Source organism: Xylophilus rhododendri, assembly GCF_009906855.1.
GTDB classification, from domain to species: domain Bacteria; phylum Pseudomonadota; class Gammaproteobacteria; order Burkholderiales; family Burkholderiaceae_C; genus Xylophilus; species Xylophilus rhododendri.
The window spans coordinates 2705731-2722075 of sequence record NZ_CP047650.1 but is presented as its reverse complement, the minus strand read 5'-3'; the positions used below and the strand labels follow the sequence as shown (position 1 = coordinate 2722075).

Below are 16345 nucleotides of genomic sequence, written 5' to 3'. Positions count from 1 at the left end.
TGCTGAGACTAACCGGCCATGATAGCCGGCGAGCCCCCGGCGGCGGGACGGTTCACGCGGCGTGCCGCTTGGCGGGCTCGCCGGCCTCCCCGGCCGGGGCCAGGGGCAGGGCGGCGGGCGGCATGTGGGCCATCACCCGGTTGCGGCCGGCGCGCTTGGCCTCGTACAGGCTCTCGTCGGCCCGCACCATCAGCAGCGGCACGCTCTGGCAGTTGGGAAAGAAGGCCACACCGCCGCTGAAGGTGGCCGAGAAGCGGTCGCCGGTCGGCCCGTGCACCATCTTCGAGAAGCTCTCGCGCAGCTCGTCGACCAGCTGCACCGCCTCGGCCGGAGAGCAGTTGAACAGCAGCAGGGCGAACTCCTCGCCGCCGTAGCGGCCCACCACGTCGGTGCCGCGCAGGCGCTGGCGCAGGTGGCGCGACAGCGACATGATGACCTTGTCGCCCATGCCGTGGCCGTAGGTGTCGTTGATGCGCTTGAAGTGGTCGATGTCCAGCAGCGCATAGGCCATGGGCAGCGTCAGCCGCGCGGCCTGCTGCAGCAGCTGCAGCAGCAGGGCCTTGGTCTTGCCGTGGTTGTACAGCCCCGTCATGCTGTCTTCTTCCATCAGCCGGCGCAGGCCGCGGTAGCGCCTGGCCTTTTGCGTCAGCACGTTGTAGAGCAGCTCGGTGGCCACCGGCTTCAGCAGCAGGTCGTCGGCGCCCACCCGCATCGCCTCGTTCTGCGCCTTGGGGTCGGTCTCGGCGGTCAGGAAGACGATGGGGATGGATTCGAAGGCCTTGTGCTGGCGGATCATCTGCGCCACTTCCAGGCCGGTGCAGCCCTGCATGTGGATGTCGAGCAGCAGCACGTCGGGCGCGAAGAACTGCAGCACCTCCAGCAGCTTGTGCGGCTGGCTGAGGATGCCCAGCTGGATGTCCTCGAAAGGCGCCATGGCCCGGCGTATGCCCGAGAGCACGGTGCGCGAGTCGTCCAGGATCAGCACCCGAAAGGGCGGCTCCTTCACCGGAAAGGCCAGCGGATCGATCACCGGGATCAGCGCCTCCACCGTCAGCGGCGCGTTGAAGAAGAAATGCGCGCCGCGCCGCAGCGCCTGCAGCCGCAGCGCGAAATCGATCTGGCTGGCGACGGCGCACCAGGGCACGCCCAGGCGCGCGAACTCGGTGACGGCGGCATCGACCGTGCTGTCGAAACCCTGCTCCACATCCACCAGCACCGCCGCCGCGCGGCCGGCCTGGGCCGCGCCCAGTACCGACTCGGCATCGCCATGGCGTTCCAGCCGCAGGCCGTACTGGGCCATGTGCGGCTCGATCTCGCTGCCGCTGGCGGCGTCGGCGCTGTAGAGCAGTACCAGCGGAGACGACTGCCCGGTCTGGCGGCCGGCGGGCTCGCTGAGGTGGTGCTGCGGATGCTGCAGCGCCGCGTGGATGGTGAGCAGCAGGTTCTCGATCTCGGGCAGATGGGCCGGACCGGGCGCCTGCAGCGACTCCAGGCGGTTGAGCAGCGGCCCCATGGCCACGGCGGCACTGGTCAGGCCGTGCTCGCCGGAGATCGACATCAGTTTGTCGCAGCGCAGGATGAACTGCGCCCAGAGATCGGCGTCGTCGGGCCGGCCACGCAATTCGGACCAGGATTGGCCCAGGCTGGACCAGACCGCCTCTACATCGGGGGGCAAGGCGTTCATTCGGAAAATTACAGCACGCGCAAACGTTTTTCCGACAAAAGCGCAGCGGGTTCGCGGCGCTGTCTTACGTGGCGGGGGCGTGGCGCTGCAGAGCGGCGGGCGATCGCGGACAATCCGGGGCTTGCGCGCGCCGTCCGCGTGTCCCGTCGCCCCCTGCATTCGTGTCCGCCGAGCCCTCCACCCCCGATCTCCAGGCTTTTGCCGAACCCTCCAGCCGCATGACGCCCAGCGAAAGGCGCGCGGGTGTCTCGCTCGCGTCCATCTTCGGGCTGCGGCTGCTGGGGCTGTTCCTGGTGCTGCCGGTGTTCGCGCTGGAGGCGCGGCGTTATCCGGGCGGCGACGACCCGGCCCTGGTCGGCCTGGCCATGGGCATCTACGGCCTGACCCAGGCCTTTCTGCAGATGCCCTTCGGCCTGGCCTCGGACCGCTTCGGCAGGAAGCGGGTGATCGTGCTGGGGCTGGCGGTGTTCGCCATCGGCAGCTTCTTCGCCGCCTTCGCGGACAGCCTGCACGGCCTGCTGATCGGCCGTGCGCTGCAGGGCGCCGGTGCGGTGTCGGCGGCGGTCACGGCGCTGCTGGCCGACCTCACCCGCGACCAGGTGCGCACCAAGGCCATGGCCCTGGTCGGCGGCAGCATCGGCCTGATGTTCGCGCTGGCGCTGGTGGGCGCGCCGGTGCTGTCGGCCCATATCGGACTGTCGGGCCTGTTCGCGCTGACCGGGGTGCTGGCCCTGGCCGGCATCGCCGCCACCTGCTGGTGGGTGCCGCCCGAGCCGGTGCGCGCGGCCCATGCGCAGCGCGCGCCGCTCAGCGCCCTGTGGGGCCGTCGCGACCTGCTGCGGCTGAACTTCGGCGTCTTCGTGCTGCACACGGTGCAGATGTCGATGTGGGTGGCCGTGCCCGCGCTGCTGGTGCAGGCCGGGCTGCCCAAGGAGCGCCACTGGTGGGTGTACCTGCCGGCGGTGGTCGCCTCCTTCGTGGTGATGGGCGCGGTGCTGTTTCCGATGGAGCGCAAGGGCCGGCTGCGTGCCGCGCTGCTGGGCTCGGTCGGCCTGATCGCCCTGGTGCAGGCCGGGCTGCTGGGCCTGGCGCTGGACGGCGCCCAGGCGGCGGCCTGGGGCGTGGCGCCGCTGGCGTTGCTGCTGCTGGTGTTCTTCTGCGGCTTCAATGCGCTGGAGGCGAGCCAGCCCAGCCTCGTCTCGCGCATGGCGCCGGGGGCGCTGCGGGGATCGGCGCTGGGGGTCTACAACACGCTGCAGTCGCTGGGGCTGTTCGCGGGCGGTGCGCTCGGCGGCGAACTGGTGAAGGCGGCGGGCGCCACCGGGCTGTTCGGCGTGACGCTGGCGCTGTCGCTGCTCTGGCTGGCCGTCACCTGGGGCCTGAAGCCCACCGCACGCTGAGGCTCAGGCCGCCAGCCGCAGCAGCGGCTCGCCGGCCGCCCAGCGGCCCAGGTTCTCCAGGAACATGGCCGCCACCCGTGCCGCATTGCCGTCCGAGAAACCCGCGCTGTGCGGCGTGGCGATCACGTTGGGCAGGCTCCACAGCGGCGATTCGGCCGGCAGCGGCTCCTGGTGGAACACATCGAGAAAGGCGCCGGCCAGCCGCTGCTGCTGCAGGGCCTCGATCAGCGCGGCTTCGTCCACGATCTCGCCGCGCGCCACATTGACCAGATGGGCGCTGGCCGGCAGCAGGGCCAGCGCCTCTGCATCGACCAGACCGCGGGTGCGTTCGCTCAAGGGACAGGCCAGCACCAGCCAGTCGGTGGCGGGCAGCAGTTCCTTCAATGATTCGAAGGCCACGGCCGCCGGCTCGGCGCCCGGCGCCGACGCACTGCTGCGCACCACCGAGATGCGCAGGCCGAAGGCCGTCAGCAGCCGCCCCACATGCTGGCCGATGGGGCCCCAGCCGACGATGGTGGCGTGCTGCCCGTTCAGGTCGCGCGGCAGCGCACCGCCCATCAAGGGGGCCCAGCGCCGTTCCTGCTGGGCCGCCATCAGCTGCGGGAACCGCCGCGCCAGCGCCAGCAGCCCGGCCACCGCGCTCTGCGCCACCACCTCGGCATTGGCGCCGGAGGCGGTGGCGATGTCCACCCCACGCGCCTTCAGCTCCACGAACACCGGCCGGTCGGCGCCCGCCGAATGCAGCTGCACCCAGCGCAGCGAGGGGGCGGCCCGCAGGCTGTCGTAGAAGGCCTGGGTGGCCGGCAGCACCTGGTGTTTGGTGGACAGGCCGGTCACCTCGCGTGTCACGAAGGCGATGTCCACATCGCCCCCGCCCGGCAGCACCAGCTGGTGCGGCCGCCCCTGCAGCACCTGGGCGACGGCCTCGCCATGCAGGGCCTGCGCCTTCGCCGACATCAGGATGCGCAGCGGCGCCCCCTCGTTCATTCCGCCGTGGCCCCGGAGGCCTTCACGATCGCTGCCCATTTCTCGTATTCCTTCTGCGTGAAGCGCCCGAACTGCTCGGGCGAACCGCCCACCGGGTCCGCGCCCTCGCGCACCATCTGTTCTTCGAGAGACGGGAGTATTTCGTTGACCGTCCTGTTGAGCAAGCCGATCACGTTTTGCGGCGTTCCCTTGGGGGCGAAGAAGCCGAACCAGGAGCCGGCCTCGAAACCCGGAAAGCCCTTCTCCGCCACCGTCGGCACACCCGGCAGCGAGCGCGAGGGCTTGGTGCTGGAGACGGCCAGCGCCCGCAGCTTGCCGGCCTTGATGTGCTGGATCACCGAGGGGATGGTGGCGAACATGAACTGCAGCCGCCCGGCCAGCAGGTCGGTGAGCGCGCCCGAGCCCTTGTAGGGCACATGCAGGGTGTCGGCGCCTATGCGCTGGCTGAGCATGTAGCTCGACAGGTGCGAAGAAGTGCCGACGCCGGTGGAGCCGTAGCTCAGCTTGCCGGGGTTGGCCTTGGCATAGGCGATGAACTCCTCCAGCGTCTTCGCGGGGATCTCGTTGTTGACCACCAGCACATTGGGCACGTCGGCGATCTGCACCACCGGCACCAGGTCCTTGAGCGGGTCGTAGCTGAGGTTCTTGTACAGCGTCTGGTTGACCGCCATCGGGCCGACCGAATTGACGATCAGGGTGTAGCCGTCGGCAGGCGCACGCACGGCCATCTCGGTGCCGATGTTGCCGCCGCCGCCGGGCTTGTTGTCGATCAGGAAGGGCTGGCCGAGCTTGTCGGTCATCTTCTGGGTGACGGCGCGCGCCAGGATGTCGGTGGTGCCGCCGGCGGTGAAGGCGACCAGCACCTTCACCGGCTTGTTCGGATAGGCGGCCTGGGCATGGCCCAGCACGGGCAGGGCCAGGGCGGCGGCGCTGCAGATGAGGTGGCGGCGTGTCGTCATGCCCGGTCTCCTTCGGATGGGGGGAAGTCGTAGAGCGCGGCGGGGTTGTCCACCAGCACCCGCTGGCGTTGCGCCGCATCGGGCATCCAGCGCACTAGCAGGTCGACCAGCGCGCCGTCGTCGGGCATCTGCGCGGGATCGAAGTAGTTGATATGCGGCCAGTCGGTGCCCCACACCACCCGTTCGTCGTTCGCGGCCAGCAGGGCCTGGGCGAAGGGATCGATGTCGCGGTAGGGCGGGCCTTCGGCCGTGTTGCGGTCGGCGCCGGAGATCTTGGTCCAGGCCCGGCCCTCGGCCAGCAGGCGGCAGAGTTCCTGGAAGCCGGGGTCGGCCACGCCGCGCGCCGCGGACATGCGGCCCATGTGGTCCACCACCAGCGTCACGCCCAGGGCGGTCAGGCGCGGCGCCAGCTCCACCAGGTCGGGCGCATGGATCCAGATCTGCGCATGCCAGCCGCGTGCGGCCAGCCGGGGCGCCAGGGCCTGCAGCACCTCCAGGCCGACGCCGTTGCGGTAGACGGCCTTGCCTTCGTGGCGGTAGAGGTTGAAACGCAGGCCGCGCACGCCGGCCGCATGCCAGGCATCGAGTTCGGCTTCGGTGGTGTCGGCATCGGCCACGAACACGCCGCGCAGGCGCTGCGGGTAGGCCTGCAGGGCGGCCAGCACCGAGCCGTTGTCGGTGCCGCAGGCGCTGGCGGTGACCAGCACGCCGCGCGCAAGGCCCAGCTGGTCCAGGTGTTCGACGAAGCTGGCCGGCGGGTATTCGGCGGGGGTGTAGCTGCGGTCCTCGGCCAGCGGAAATTGCGCATAGGGCCCGAAGACATGGGCATGGCTGTCGCAGGCACCGGCCGGCAGTTTCAGCTGCGGCGTGCTGGGCTGCGCGATGGCGGGCAGGCAGGGTCTTGTCATGGCGCTTCGCCTCAATCGGACTTGAGCTTGCCGGAAGCGGCCAGCGCCACGGCGCGTTTTTCCTCCTGCTGCAGTTGGGCCTGCCATTCGGCCGCGGTACTCGGCTTGCCCGGGCTGCCCAGCTGCACCAGCTTGGCGGCGACGGCCGGGTCGGCCAGGGCCTTGCGCAGGGCGGCGTTGAGTGTCTCCACATTGGCGGCCGGCGTGCCCGCCGGCGCCAGCAAGCCGCTGGCGGTGACGGCCTCGAAATCCGCCAGCCCCGCCTCCCGCAGCGTCGGCACGCCGGGCAGGGTGGGATCGCGGTCGCGCGACATCACCGCCAGCGGCCGCAGCGCGCCGGATTGGATGTGGGTGGTGGAGCTGCTGAGCTGGTCGACCATGGTGTCCACCTGCCCGCCGATCAGGTCCACCAGGGCCGGGCCGGAGCCCTTGTAGGCGACGATGTTGAGCTGGATATTGGCGGCGGCTTCCAGCTGGAAGATGGCGATGTGGTTGGTCGTGCCCGGCCCGCTGTGGGCCACGCTGATCTGGCCCGGTTTGGCGCGTGCATCGGCCAGCAGCGCCGCGATGTCGGCGTACCGCGACTGCTTGCGCACCATCACCACCAGCGGCGTGGTGGCGATCTGGCCCACCGGCTGGAAGGAGGCCAGCTTGTACGTCGTCTTGGTCATCTGCGGCAGCACGCCCACCGCGTTGGGCGTGGTCACCAGCAGGGTGTGGCCGTCGGCCTCGGCACGGGCCACGAAACTCGCGCCGATGGCGCCGCCCGCGCCGGCGCGGTTGTCCACGATCACGTTCTGGCCCAGGGCCTTCTCCAGCGCCGGTGCCAGGGTGCGTGCCACCACGTCGAGGTTGCCGCCGGGCGCGAAGGGCACGATCAGCGTCACCGGCTTCGAAGGAAAGCGGTCGGCGGCCAGCGCGGAGGCCGCGCAGGCGGCGGCCACCGCCAGGGCCGCGGTGCGGCCCAGCAGTTGTCTGCGGTTCATGTCTTGTCTCCTGTTTTTTTCGAATGCGATAGCGGCGCCGCGATCAGGTCGCGTAGCTCGGGTCCAGCCGGTCGAGCTTGCGCAGCAGGGCCGGCCACTCCATCACGCCGTAGGGCCGGCGGGTGCCGGGCTGGTAGTTGTTCCAGGTCTCTTCCAGGATGGGCGCGGACACCTGCTGCAGCGGCGTGTTGCAGGCCATGGCGGCCAGCTGCGAGCGGCAGGCCAGCTCCAGGCGGTGCATCCAGTTGAAGGCCTCGCCGATGGTGCGGCCCACGGTGAGGGCGCCGTGGTTGCGCAGGATCAGCGCCTCGCCCTGGCCCAGGTCGGCCACCAGCGATTCCTGCTCGGCCGTGTCCAGCACCACGCCCTGGTAGTCGTGATAGCCGATCTTCAGGAAACGCATCGCCGTCTGCGAGATCGGCAGCAGCCCGCAGGCGAGCGACGACACCGCCATCGAGGCCCAGCTGTGCGTGTGGATCACGCAGGCCACTTCGGGCCGCGCATGGTGCACCGCGCTGTGGATCACATAACCGGCCTTGTTCACGCCGTAGTTCAGCGCGCCGAAATCGGGCTTGGCCAGGATGGTGCCGTCGTGGTCCACCTTGATCAGGCTGGAGGCGGTGATCTCCTCGTACATCATCCCGTAGGCATTGATGAGGAAGGCCCCGTCCTCGCCCGGCACCCGCGAGGAGATGTGGTTGGCCATCATGTCGGCCATGCCGTAGAGCTCGATCAGCCGGTAGCAGGCGGCCAGGTCCACGCGGGCCTGCCACTCCTCGGGGCTGCATTGGTCTTTCATCGATTCGATCTGGATGGCGCTCATGGCTTCACTCCTGTTGTCTGGGTTATTCGGCGGTGATCTTGCGTTCGCGCACGACCTTGCCCCACTTGTCGGATTCGCGGTGCATGAAGGCGGTCATCTCGGCGCGGGTGGTGGGCTGCGGCGTCAGGCCGTGCTTGTCCAGGGCCTCCTTCACGCCGGGGTCGTTCAGCACCTTCACGATCTCGGTGTTCCAGCGGTCGAGGATCGCGGGCGGTGTCTTGCCCGGCGCGACGAAGGCATACCAGTTCAGGGCCTCGAAGCCCGGGTAGCCGGCCTCGGCCACGGTGGGAATGTTGGGCAGATAGGCCGGCCGGGTCGGCCCGGTGGTGGCCAGCGGGATCAGCTTGCCGGCTTCCACCTGCGGCATGGCCGTGGGCGGCGCCGAGAAGTAGCTGGCCACCCGCTCGCCCAGCAGGTCCTGCAGGGCCGGCGCGCCGCCCTTGTAGGGGATGTGGGTCATGTCGATGCCGGCGCGCTGGTTGAACAGCTCGCCCGCCAGGTGCGAGGCCGAGCCGGCGCCGGTGGACGCGAAATCCACGCTGCCCGGCTTCTTCTTCGACAGCTCCACGAACTGCGCCAGCGTGCTCACGCCGACGGCCTTGTTGACCACCAGCACGTTGGGGAAGTTGACCCCGCCCGACACGGCCGCCAGGTCCTTGAACGGGTCGTAAGGCAGCTTCATCAGGTGCGGCGCGATGGTCAGCGGACCGACCGAGCCGAACAGCAGCACCGAGCCATCGGCCGGCGCATTGGCCACGTACTGGTGGGCGATGTTGCCGCCCGCGCCGCCGCGGTTGTCCACGATCACCTGCTGGCCGATGTTCTCGCCCAGCTTCTTGGCGATCAGCCGCGCGGCGGCATCGGCCGCGCCGCCGGGCGCGAAGCCCACGACGAGGGTGACGGGTTTCTTGGGCGGGAAGTCCTGGGCGCTGGCGGCCAGGGCGCCGAGGCTCAGCAGTGCGGCGGCCAGCAGGCGGCGTTTGAACATGGGTTGGTCTCCATCCGTGGTGGGCCTCAATCGCTGCCGAGCTGCAGTCGATTGGGCAATCGTTTTTCTATCGAGAACTTGAGCAATGCGGCACTGCGGAAAACGCCATGCGCGAACTTGCCGTAGGGCAGGGTGAGGAACAGCGCCATCACCACACCGAGGTGGATCGCCAGCAGCAGGCCCATGGCCGGGCTGTCGCGCCAGGCCAGCAGCGCCAGGCCGGTGGCGCTGGTCAGCAGCAGCAGGGCGATGAAGCCGCGGTCCATCGGGCGCTGTTTGGTATCGCCATGCTGCGGATCGCGCCGCAGGTTGAGCCAGAGGAGGCCGGTGGGGCCGATCAGCAGGCCGATGCCGCCGAGCGTGCCCAGGATCACCGGTGCGCTGGTCAGCGGGTAGGGCGCATGCAGGTCCAGCAGGTAGTGGTACAGCGTGGCCACCGCGGTGGCGGCGAAGCACAGCATGAAGCCGTAGAAGGTGAAGTGGTGGAAACGGCGGCGCCACAGCGTGAACTGGTCGTCCGCATCGTTGCAGCCCTGGCCGTGGCCGCCGCCCAGGTACTTCAGCCGCAGCGCGTCGTGCGCCGCCTCCGCCGCGGCCGGGCCGCGCACCTCGGCGATGGTCGGGCCCTTGCTGGACTGCGGCTCGGCGGCCGGTGTCACCTCGCGCCAGAAGCGCCGCACGCCCATGCCCAGCGCGAAGATCACGAAGAGGAACACCACCCCGAACACGGCGGCCAGGAAGTTGTGCGGAAAGATCGCATAGAAATTGCCCGCCAGCGGCTGGTGCAGCAGCGGCCCGGCCATGGCCATGCCCAGCACCAGGAACAGCGCCAGGCCCACGGCCAGCGCCATCGCCACCGTGAGGCCGGCGCGCTGGTAGAGCTTGCCCATGGCCGGCGGCCAGGCGTAGTCGTGATAGGTCTGCACCCGCACCCGGGCCATGGCCTGCGGCACGTTCACCGCGAACTCGTGCGGCGGCGCGTACTGGCAGGCATGCAGGCAGGCGCCGCAGTTGTGGCAGAGGTTGGCCAGGTAGTGGGTGTCGGCTTGGCCAAACTCCAGCCGGCGGGTCATGGCCGGGAAGACCGCGCAGAAGCCCTCGCAGTAGCGGCAGGCATTGCAGATCTGCAGGATGCGGGCGACTTCCTTCTCGTCGGCCGACAGCGGCAGGGCAGGCCGGATCGGGATCACCCGTGCCTGGGCCGAACCGATGCCGGGCCGGTCGCTTTCCTCGCGCACCTGTGAGACGAGATCAGTGAGCTGCTGCATGGCTCACCTCCGACATCTCTTCTTCGAACTCCGGATGCGTATAGCCGCAAGCCCGCGCCGCCCCCACGCCCGCGATGCGGCCGAAGGCGGTGCCTATGCTCATGCCCACGCCGGCCGTGTAGCCCTTGCCCAGCACATTGCCGGCCATCATCTCGCCGGCCACGAAGAGGTTGGGGCTGGCGAGGCCATCGAAACGCACGGCGGCCGTCTCGTCCACCTTCATGCCCAGGTAGGTGAAGGTGATGCCGGGGCGCAGCGGGTAGCCGTAGAAGGGCGGGGTGTCCAAAGGCAGGGCCCAGTGGGTCTTGGCGGGTGTCAGGCCCTCGGTGTGGCAGTCGTCCAGCGCGGTGTGGTCGAAGGTGCCCACGCGGCAGGCGGCGTTGTAGTCGTGCACGGTCTTCACGAAGGCGGCGGGCTCCAGGCCGAGCAGGGCGGCCAGTTCTTCCAGGGTGTCGGCCTTGGTGCCGTCGAACACCGGCGGCATGAAGCGGCCGATGGCTTTCTGGTCGATCACCGAATAGGCGACCTGCCCCGGCTGCTGCGCCACCAGGCGGCCCCAGATGGCGTAACGCTTGGGCCAGAAATCCTCGCCCTCGTCATAGAAGCGCTGCGCATCGCGATTCACCACCAGCCCCAGCGACACGCAGTCGATGCGTGTGCAGATGCCGCCGTCGTACAGCGGCGCCCGCGCATCGATCGCCACGCAGTGCGCCTGCGTGGGATCGCCGATGCGGTCGGCCCCGGCTTCGAGCATGAACTTCAGCAGCACGCCCTGGTTGAAGCGGGTGCCGCGGATCAGGAAATTCTCGGCCGGCCACTCGCCGCGCTCGTTCTGGCCCCAGGCCTCGCGCTGCCAGGGGATGTTGGATTCGAAACCGCCGCAGGCCATCACGCAGGCCCGTGCGGCGATGCGTTCGCCGCTGGCCGTGATGGCGGCCACGAAGCGGCCCTTGTCGAGTTCCAGCCGTTCGACCGCGCTGTCGTAGCGCACCTCCACGCCCAGGTCCTGTGCGCTGCGGTAATAGGCGTTGACCAGGGCCTTGCCCCCGCCCATGAAGAAGGCATTGGTGCGCGCCACATGCAGCGCGCCCGACAGCGGCGGCTGGAAGTGCACGCCGTGCCGCCGCATCCACGGCCGGCAGCCGCTGGAGTGGCGGATCACCAGCCGGGCCAGGTGCTCGTCGGTCAGGCCGCCGGTCACCTTCAGCAGGTCCTGCCAGAACTCCTCTTCGGGATAGGCGTCGATCAGCACGTCCTGCGGCTCGTCGTGCATGCAGCGCAGGTTGCGCACATGCATGGAATTGCCGCCGCGCCATTCGCGCGGAGCGGATTCGAGCAGCAGCACCGAGGCGCCGGCTTCGCGCGCCATCAGCGCGGCACAGAGGGCAGCGTTGCCGCCGCCGATGACCAATACATCGACGGCCGGCCCCGCGGATTTTTGTGGGGTGTGTTTCATGGGGTGGGCGCGACTGTAGGTTTGCCCCCCGCCGCCGGAAAGACCGGTTTCGACATGAGGTCATCACGATCCGTGATGGGTACTCACACCCGACCACGCAAGCGAGCGTGTTCCGCCTAAATGAAGGCGCGACCAAGGGCTTTTCCGAAGATGAATGAACGCGCGATCATGTGCAATCCGGAACATGCCTTCACCGCGTGATTTCCCCGCCCGTTTCCAGCCGGAGCCCCCGCCATGACCTCATTGCTTGCCCTCACCCGCGCGGGCCTGGCGCCGTCCAGCCCGCAAGGCCCCGCCGACAAGGCGCTTGCCGTGCAGGACGAACACCAGTCCCTGCGCCAGGCCGACCGGGTGATGCTCTTCGCCATCCTGGTCAGCCTGGCCGGCGCCGGCGTGCTGGCGCTGCGCCATCCGGCGCCCGGCGCGGCCATCGGCTTCGCCGCGCTGCTGGCGCTGATGGCCGGCGCCGCCTACCTGCTCTTCGGCGGCACGCTGGCTTCGCGCCTCACCATCGCGGTGGTGCAGGTGGCGCTGGTGGCCCTGCACATCCAGCTGGCCTACGGCGCCATCGAACTGCACTTCGGCGTCTTCGTCACCCTGGCCCTGCTGATGGTGTACCGCGACTGGCGGGTGGTGGTCTTCGCCGCCGCCCTGTTCGCCGTGCACCACCTGCTGTTCGACCGGCTGCAGGCCGCCGGCCTGGGCTTCTACTGCACCACCCAGCCGGACGTGGAGCGGGTGCTGCTGCACGCCCTCTACGTGGTGGTGCAGACCGGCATCGAGGTGGTGCTGTGCGTGCGCATGCAGCGCATGGTGCGCGCCGGCCAGGAGCTGACCCGGCTGGTCAGCGCCATCAACTCGGCCCAGGGCATAGACCTCAACGTGGAGCGCATCCGCGTGCAGATGCCCAAGCCGCGCGCCCTGGCCGAGGCCGTCGGCCGCATCCGCCATGCGGTGGACGAAGTACACGCCGTGGCCACCGACATGGAAGGCACCGCCGCCAGCGTGGCCGAGGGCAGCGAACGCCTGCGCGAGCGCACCGGCCGCGTCACCGAAAGCCTGGAGGAAACGGCGGCCAGCCTGGAGGAGATCGCCTCCACCTCACGCCTGTCGCGCGACGCCGCCCATGCGGCCAACCAGGTCGCCACCGCCGCCACCGGCGAGGCCCGCCAGGGCGGCCAGGTGATGGGCGAGATGGTGGCCACCATGGAGGCGATCAGCCAGAGCTCCAGCCGCATCGGCGACATCGTCGGCATGATCGACAGCATCGCCTTCCAGACCAACATCCTGGCCCTGAACGCCGCCGTGGAAGCCGCGCGGGCCGGCGAGCAGGGCCGCGGTTTCGCGGTGGTGGCCAGCGAGGTGCGCAGCCTGTCGCAGCGCAGCGCCCAGGCCGCGCGCGAGATCAAGGCGCTGATCGAGACCTCCAGCACCCAGGTGCGCTCCGGCGCCCAGCTGGTGGCCGGCGTGGGCGACGCGATGGCGCGCATCGCCACCTCGGTGGAGAAGGTGGCCGGGCTGATGGACCAGGTCAACACGGCCACGTCGGAGCAGCAGCTGGGCATCTCGCATGTCAACGAATCGGTGGCGCAGATCGAGGCGATGACGCAGGAGAACGCCGCGCTGGCGAGCGCCTCGGCGGAGGCATCGAGCGAGATGCGCGCGGAGATCGAGCGGCTGGGGCGGGCGATGGGCGCGTTCGTGCGGAGCTAGTTCCGCGAGGCCGGGCAGGGTTGTTGGCCTCTGACCGCTGGGCTACAGTCCGCCGTCGCGCAAAAAAAGCGCGGCCGGGATTGGCGTCCTGATTTGTTAGCTACGGTCAAGGCCGTAGACATGTGACCGCATGGATGCGGCCTTTTCATTCGATTCGCTTTATGGCGGCTCGGATGGGAGGGCTCGCGCCCTGCCGGCTCATCGTAGTTATCAACCGGTACGCCAACCTGTTCGGGCCGCCGCCATTCCTTCGCAAGGAATGGCGGCTGCTTCCCTTGTGATCTCCTGTGCAGGAACCGTTGCAATGAACAGCTCGCAGACCCCGTCCCTCCCCACGCCCGCGCCCTCCGATGTCGATCAGGCACGAGAGCTTTTCCGCGAACTCGGCTCGCTGGCCGGTACCGCCATGCGTATGACCAGAGACGGCATCCTCAGCACCGACGTGGACGATCTGGACGGCTTGCGAACCCGCATGGAGGTGCTGCGCCTGGTCGTGGACCGCATCGGCTGGATCTCCGACGTGGGCCTGCGCAAGCTGGGCGAATCAGGCGCCTTCGCCAGCGCCGAGGACTGGATGCTCCCCGGCGCCTGAAAGCCCGGCCCCGGCCGCTCAGCGCGCCGTGCGCCGCGCCAGCACCGGCTGGCTCACACCCTGCACACCGACCAGCGACAGCACGGTGGTCAGCCCCGTCTGCGCACCCTGCCAGGCATCGGTGGGATCGAACCACTCGCCCAGCGCATGCGAGCCGGCGTTCTTGCCGCCGCTGCCCAGGATCATGGCCGGGATGCCCAGGCCCATCGGCACGTTGGCATCGGTGCTGCCGGCGCGTGCGCTGGGCTTGTCGCCAGCCGCCGCGATGGCGGCATAGGCGGTTTGCACCATGGGCTGGTCCAGCGCGGTGGTGCCGGCCGGGCGGTCGCCGATCAGGGTGCTGGTCACGGTGATCTTGGCGGGCGTGTTCCAGCGCCGGTTCTCTTCCTCCACGCCGAGCTGGATCGCGGCCATGATGTCCTTCTCGGCCTGCAGCAGCGTGGGCAGCGCGTTGGAGCGGATGTCGATCGCCATGCTGGCATCGCCCGCGATGGCGTTGACCGAGGTGCCGCCGCCGACCTTGCCGACGGTGAAGGTGGTCTTGGGGTCGGTGGGCACCTGCACATCGGCGATATGCGCGATGGCCCGGCCCATGGCGTGGATGGCGCTGGGCACCTGCCCGAAGGCACCGAAGCTGTGGCCGCCCGGGCCCTTGAAGGCCACCTCGAAACGGTGGCTGCCGGTGCCCTGGTTCAACACCACATTGCCCACGCCGGGCTCCAGGCCCACGAAGCCGTCGATGTCGGTGTGGTCGCGGAAGATGGCCTTCATGCCGCGCAGGTTGCCGAGTTCTTCCTCGCCCACGTTGCCGACGAAGACGATGTCGCCCACGGTCTGCAGCTGGCGCTCGTTGAGCGCCTTGATCCAGGACAGCAGCACGCTCAGGCCGCGGGTGTCGTCGGCGATGCCCGGGGCGTAGAGCTTGCCGTCGCGCTCCTTCACGGTGACATCGGTGCCTTCGGGGAAGACGGTGTCGAGGTGGGCCGACACGACCAGCTTGGGCCCCTGGCCCGTGCCCTTGCGCACGCCGATGGCGTTGCCTTCCTTGTCGATGTAGGCGTCGGTCAGGCCGAGGGCCTTGAGGCGGGAGAGGAAGTATTCGGCGCGCTTTTGTTCCTTGAAAGGCGGGGCGGGGATTTGGACCAGGGTGCGCAACTCATCGACGGTGCGGGCGTGGTCGGATTTGATGTCGTCCAGGACTTGGCGGACGGTTGGGGCTTTGCGGACTGCGTCTACCGATTGCTGGATGGCTGGGGTGGGTGTCTGGGCGTGGGCTGCCGGTGCCAGCACGGCCAGGCCCAGGCCGATGGCGCAGCAGAGGTGGCGAAGGGGGAGGGAAGGGCTTGCTGGCATCTTGTTGTCTTCGTTGTGTGGGGAATGCGAAGAATACAAGTCGCGGCGCGCTCGCCGTCTGGTGCTCGCCTTGCCGCGGAATGCCGAGCAAACGGAGGCTGGACCGGGTTTGTGCACGAGCGCGTCGGCGGACTTGGTCGTCGCGTGCCAGGCCAGCTCATGGCTATGCTGGCAATCCACACCCCCCAGGATGTCCGAAAATTCGCCGTTAAAACCAGCACCGATATGGACCTGCGCAAACTCCGATATTTCGTTGCCATCGTCGACGCAGGAAGTCTCTCGAAGGCGTCGGAAAGGTTGCACATCGCGCAACCGTCTCTCAGCCAGCAGCTTGCGGCCATGGAAGCAGATCTCGGTCTGGCCCTTCTTCTGCGCAACTCGCAGGGCATTGCGCCAACAGAGGCGGGCAATACGCTGTACCGTGGGGCTCGGCAACTGCTCCGACAGTTCGACCAACTGCGCGCCGAAGTCACCAGCAGCGTGGGCGACGAGGTCGGCCGGGTCACCATCGGACTGCCGACCAGTGTCGCAGCCCTGCTCGCCGCACCATTGGTCAGGGCGGTCCGGCAACGACATCCGGGAATCCATCTGCATGTGGTCGAAAGCATGAGTCGCAGCCTCGACGAACAGCTTGCCAGTGGACGGCTGGATTTCGCAGTGTTGTTTCGCGATGCCGAGTCTCGCGGCATCGCAGCCTTTCCGCTCCTGCGCGACGCGTTGGCTTTCTACAGCAAGAGGGGCTCGGCCGCCGCCTCGGCAGTCACCAGCATTCGTCAACTCGATGGTGTGCCGCTCGTCCTGCCTGGCCCCGGCAACGGATTGCGCCAACTCTTGGAGCGGGCCTTCGCACGCGCCGGGGCCTCGCTCAACGCGGTGGCGGATGTCGATTCACTCCCTGCGTTGATGGAGCTTGCATCGGGTGGCGAAGTCGGCACCGTGTTGTCGCGAGGCTTGACCGGCTTGGCCGGCGCCCATGGATTGCAGCATTTCGCCATGCTCGATCCGGACATGCACCGCACCGTCAGCCTCTGCTGGACTACATCCGCGGTCGGCAGTTCCGCCATCGATGCCGTGCGTCACCTGGTTGTCGAGCATTGCCGCTCCTTGCGGCTGGAGGGCGGATGGGACGGCGCCCTGGAAATCCCGCCTGGCTTATCTGCCGTTTGAACCGATACCGAAAGGCCAGCGCAGGTATAGGTTCTACCCATACCCCCTTTCGAGATTCCGT

14 protein-coding genes are annotated in these 16345 nt (G+C 69.1%); 4 read left to right on the top strand and 10 right to left on the bottom strand.

The window, feature by feature from the left end:
* Window positions 1-52: 52 nt before the first annotated feature.
* A complete protein-coding gene (locus GT347_RS12620) occupies window positions 53-1684 on the bottom strand; it encodes a GGDEF domain-containing response regulator (RefSeq protein ID WP_160552275.1) in 1632 nt (543 codons plus the stop codon).
* A 218-nt stretch (window positions 1685-1902) separates the two neighbouring features.
* Here GT347_RS12620 and GT347_RS12615 point away from each other — a divergent pair, with 218 nt between their 5' ends.
* Entirely contained in the window at window positions 1903-3084 is a 1182-nt protein-coding gene (locus tag GT347_RS12615; RefSeq protein WP_160552274.1) for an MFS transporter, read from the top strand.
* Between the two features lie 3 nt (window positions 3085-3087).
* On the opposite strand, the gene GT347_RS12610 is transcribed toward GT347_RS12615, so the two are convergent.
* The 8 genes from GT347_RS12610 to tcuA are packed head-to-tail and all read right to left on the bottom strand — an operon-like array spanning window position 3088 to window position 11459.
* Window positions 3088-4110, bottom strand: a complete 1023-nt coding sequence (locus tag GT347_RS12610) for a D-2-hydroxyacid dehydrogenase (protein WP_229722859.1) — start codon at window positions 4108-4110, stop codon at window positions 3088-3090.
* On the bottom strand, window positions 4068-5030 hold the full coding sequence (locus GT347_RS12605) for a Bug family tripartite tricarboxylate transporter substrate binding protein (RefSeq protein WP_160552273.1): 963 nt from the start codon (window positions 5028-5030) through the stop codon (window positions 4068-4070). The genes GT347_RS12610 and GT347_RS12605 overlap by 43 nt, the downstream gene beginning before the upstream one ends.
* Complete coding sequence (locus tag GT347_RS12600; protein WP_160552272.1) at window positions 5027-5938, bottom strand: amidohydrolase family protein; 912 nt, start codon at window positions 5936-5938, stop codon at window positions 5027-5029. Before GT347_RS12600 ends, GT347_RS12605 begins: the two co-directional genes overlap by 4 nt.
* Before the next feature lie 11 nt (window positions 5939-5949).
* Window positions 5950-6924, bottom strand: a complete 975-nt coding sequence (locus tag GT347_RS12595) for a tripartite tricarboxylate transporter substrate binding protein (protein WP_160552271.1) — start codon at window positions 6922-6924, stop codon at window positions 5950-5952.
* 43 nt (window positions 6925-6967) lie between these two features.
* Window positions 6968-7747: a class II aldolase/adducin family protein gene (locus tag GT347_RS12590; RefSeq protein WP_160552270.1), complete on the bottom strand. Its 780-nt coding sequence runs from the start codon at window positions 7745-7747 to the stop codon at window positions 6968-6970.
* Window positions 7748-7769: 22 nt separating this feature from the next.
* Window positions 7770-8735, bottom strand: a complete 966-nt coding sequence (locus GT347_RS12585) for a Bug family tripartite tricarboxylate transporter substrate binding protein (protein WP_160552269.1) — start codon at window positions 8733-8735, stop codon at window positions 7770-7772.
* A 26-nt stretch (window positions 8736-8761) separates the two neighbouring features.
* Window positions 8762-10003 (bottom strand): tricarballylate utilization 4Fe-4S protein TcuB, encoded by a 1242-nt coding sequence (gene tcuB, locus GT347_RS12580; RefSeq protein WP_160552268.1) that lies wholly within the window; start codon window positions 10001-10003, stop codon window positions 8762-8764.
* Complete coding sequence (tcuA, locus tag GT347_RS12575; RefSeq protein ID WP_160552267.1) at window positions 9987-11459, bottom strand: FAD-dependent tricarballylate dehydrogenase TcuA; 1473 nt, start codon at window positions 11457-11459, stop codon at window positions 9987-9989. Before tcuA ends, tcuB begins: the two co-directional genes overlap by 17 nt.
* Window positions 11460-11693: 234 nt before the next feature.
* Here tcuA and GT347_RS12570 point away from each other — a divergent pair, with 234 nt between their 5' ends.
* The gene (locus tag GT347_RS12570) at window positions 11694-13172 is read left to right on the top strand and encodes a methyl-accepting chemotaxis protein (protein ID WP_160552266.1); all 1479 of its coding nucleotides are present in this window, start codon (window positions 11694-11696) and stop codon (window positions 13170-13172) included.
* Window positions 13173-13476: 304 nt separating this feature from the next.
* Entirely contained in the window at window positions 13477-13764 is a 288-nt protein-coding gene (locus GT347_RS12565; protein WP_160552265.1) for a hypothetical protein, read from the top strand.
* An 18-nt stretch (window positions 13765-13782) separates the two neighbouring features.
* Here GT347_RS12565 and GT347_RS12560 read toward each other — a convergent pair whose 3' ends face one another.
* A complete protein-coding gene (locus tag GT347_RS12560) occupies window positions 13783-15117 on the bottom strand; it encodes a M20/M25/M40 family metallo-hydrolase (RefSeq protein ID WP_160552264.1) in 1335 nt (444 codons plus the stop codon).
* Window positions 15118-15276: 159 nt separating this feature from the next.
* On the opposite strand from GT347_RS12560, the gene GT347_RS12555 reads away from it, so the two are divergent.
* The gene (locus tag GT347_RS12555; protein WP_229722858.1) at window positions 15277-16284 is read left to right on the top strand and encodes a LysR substrate-binding domain-containing protein; all 1008 of its coding nucleotides are present in this window, start codon (window positions 15277-15279) and stop codon (window positions 16282-16284) included.
* Window positions 16285-16345 lie beyond the last annotated feature (61 nt).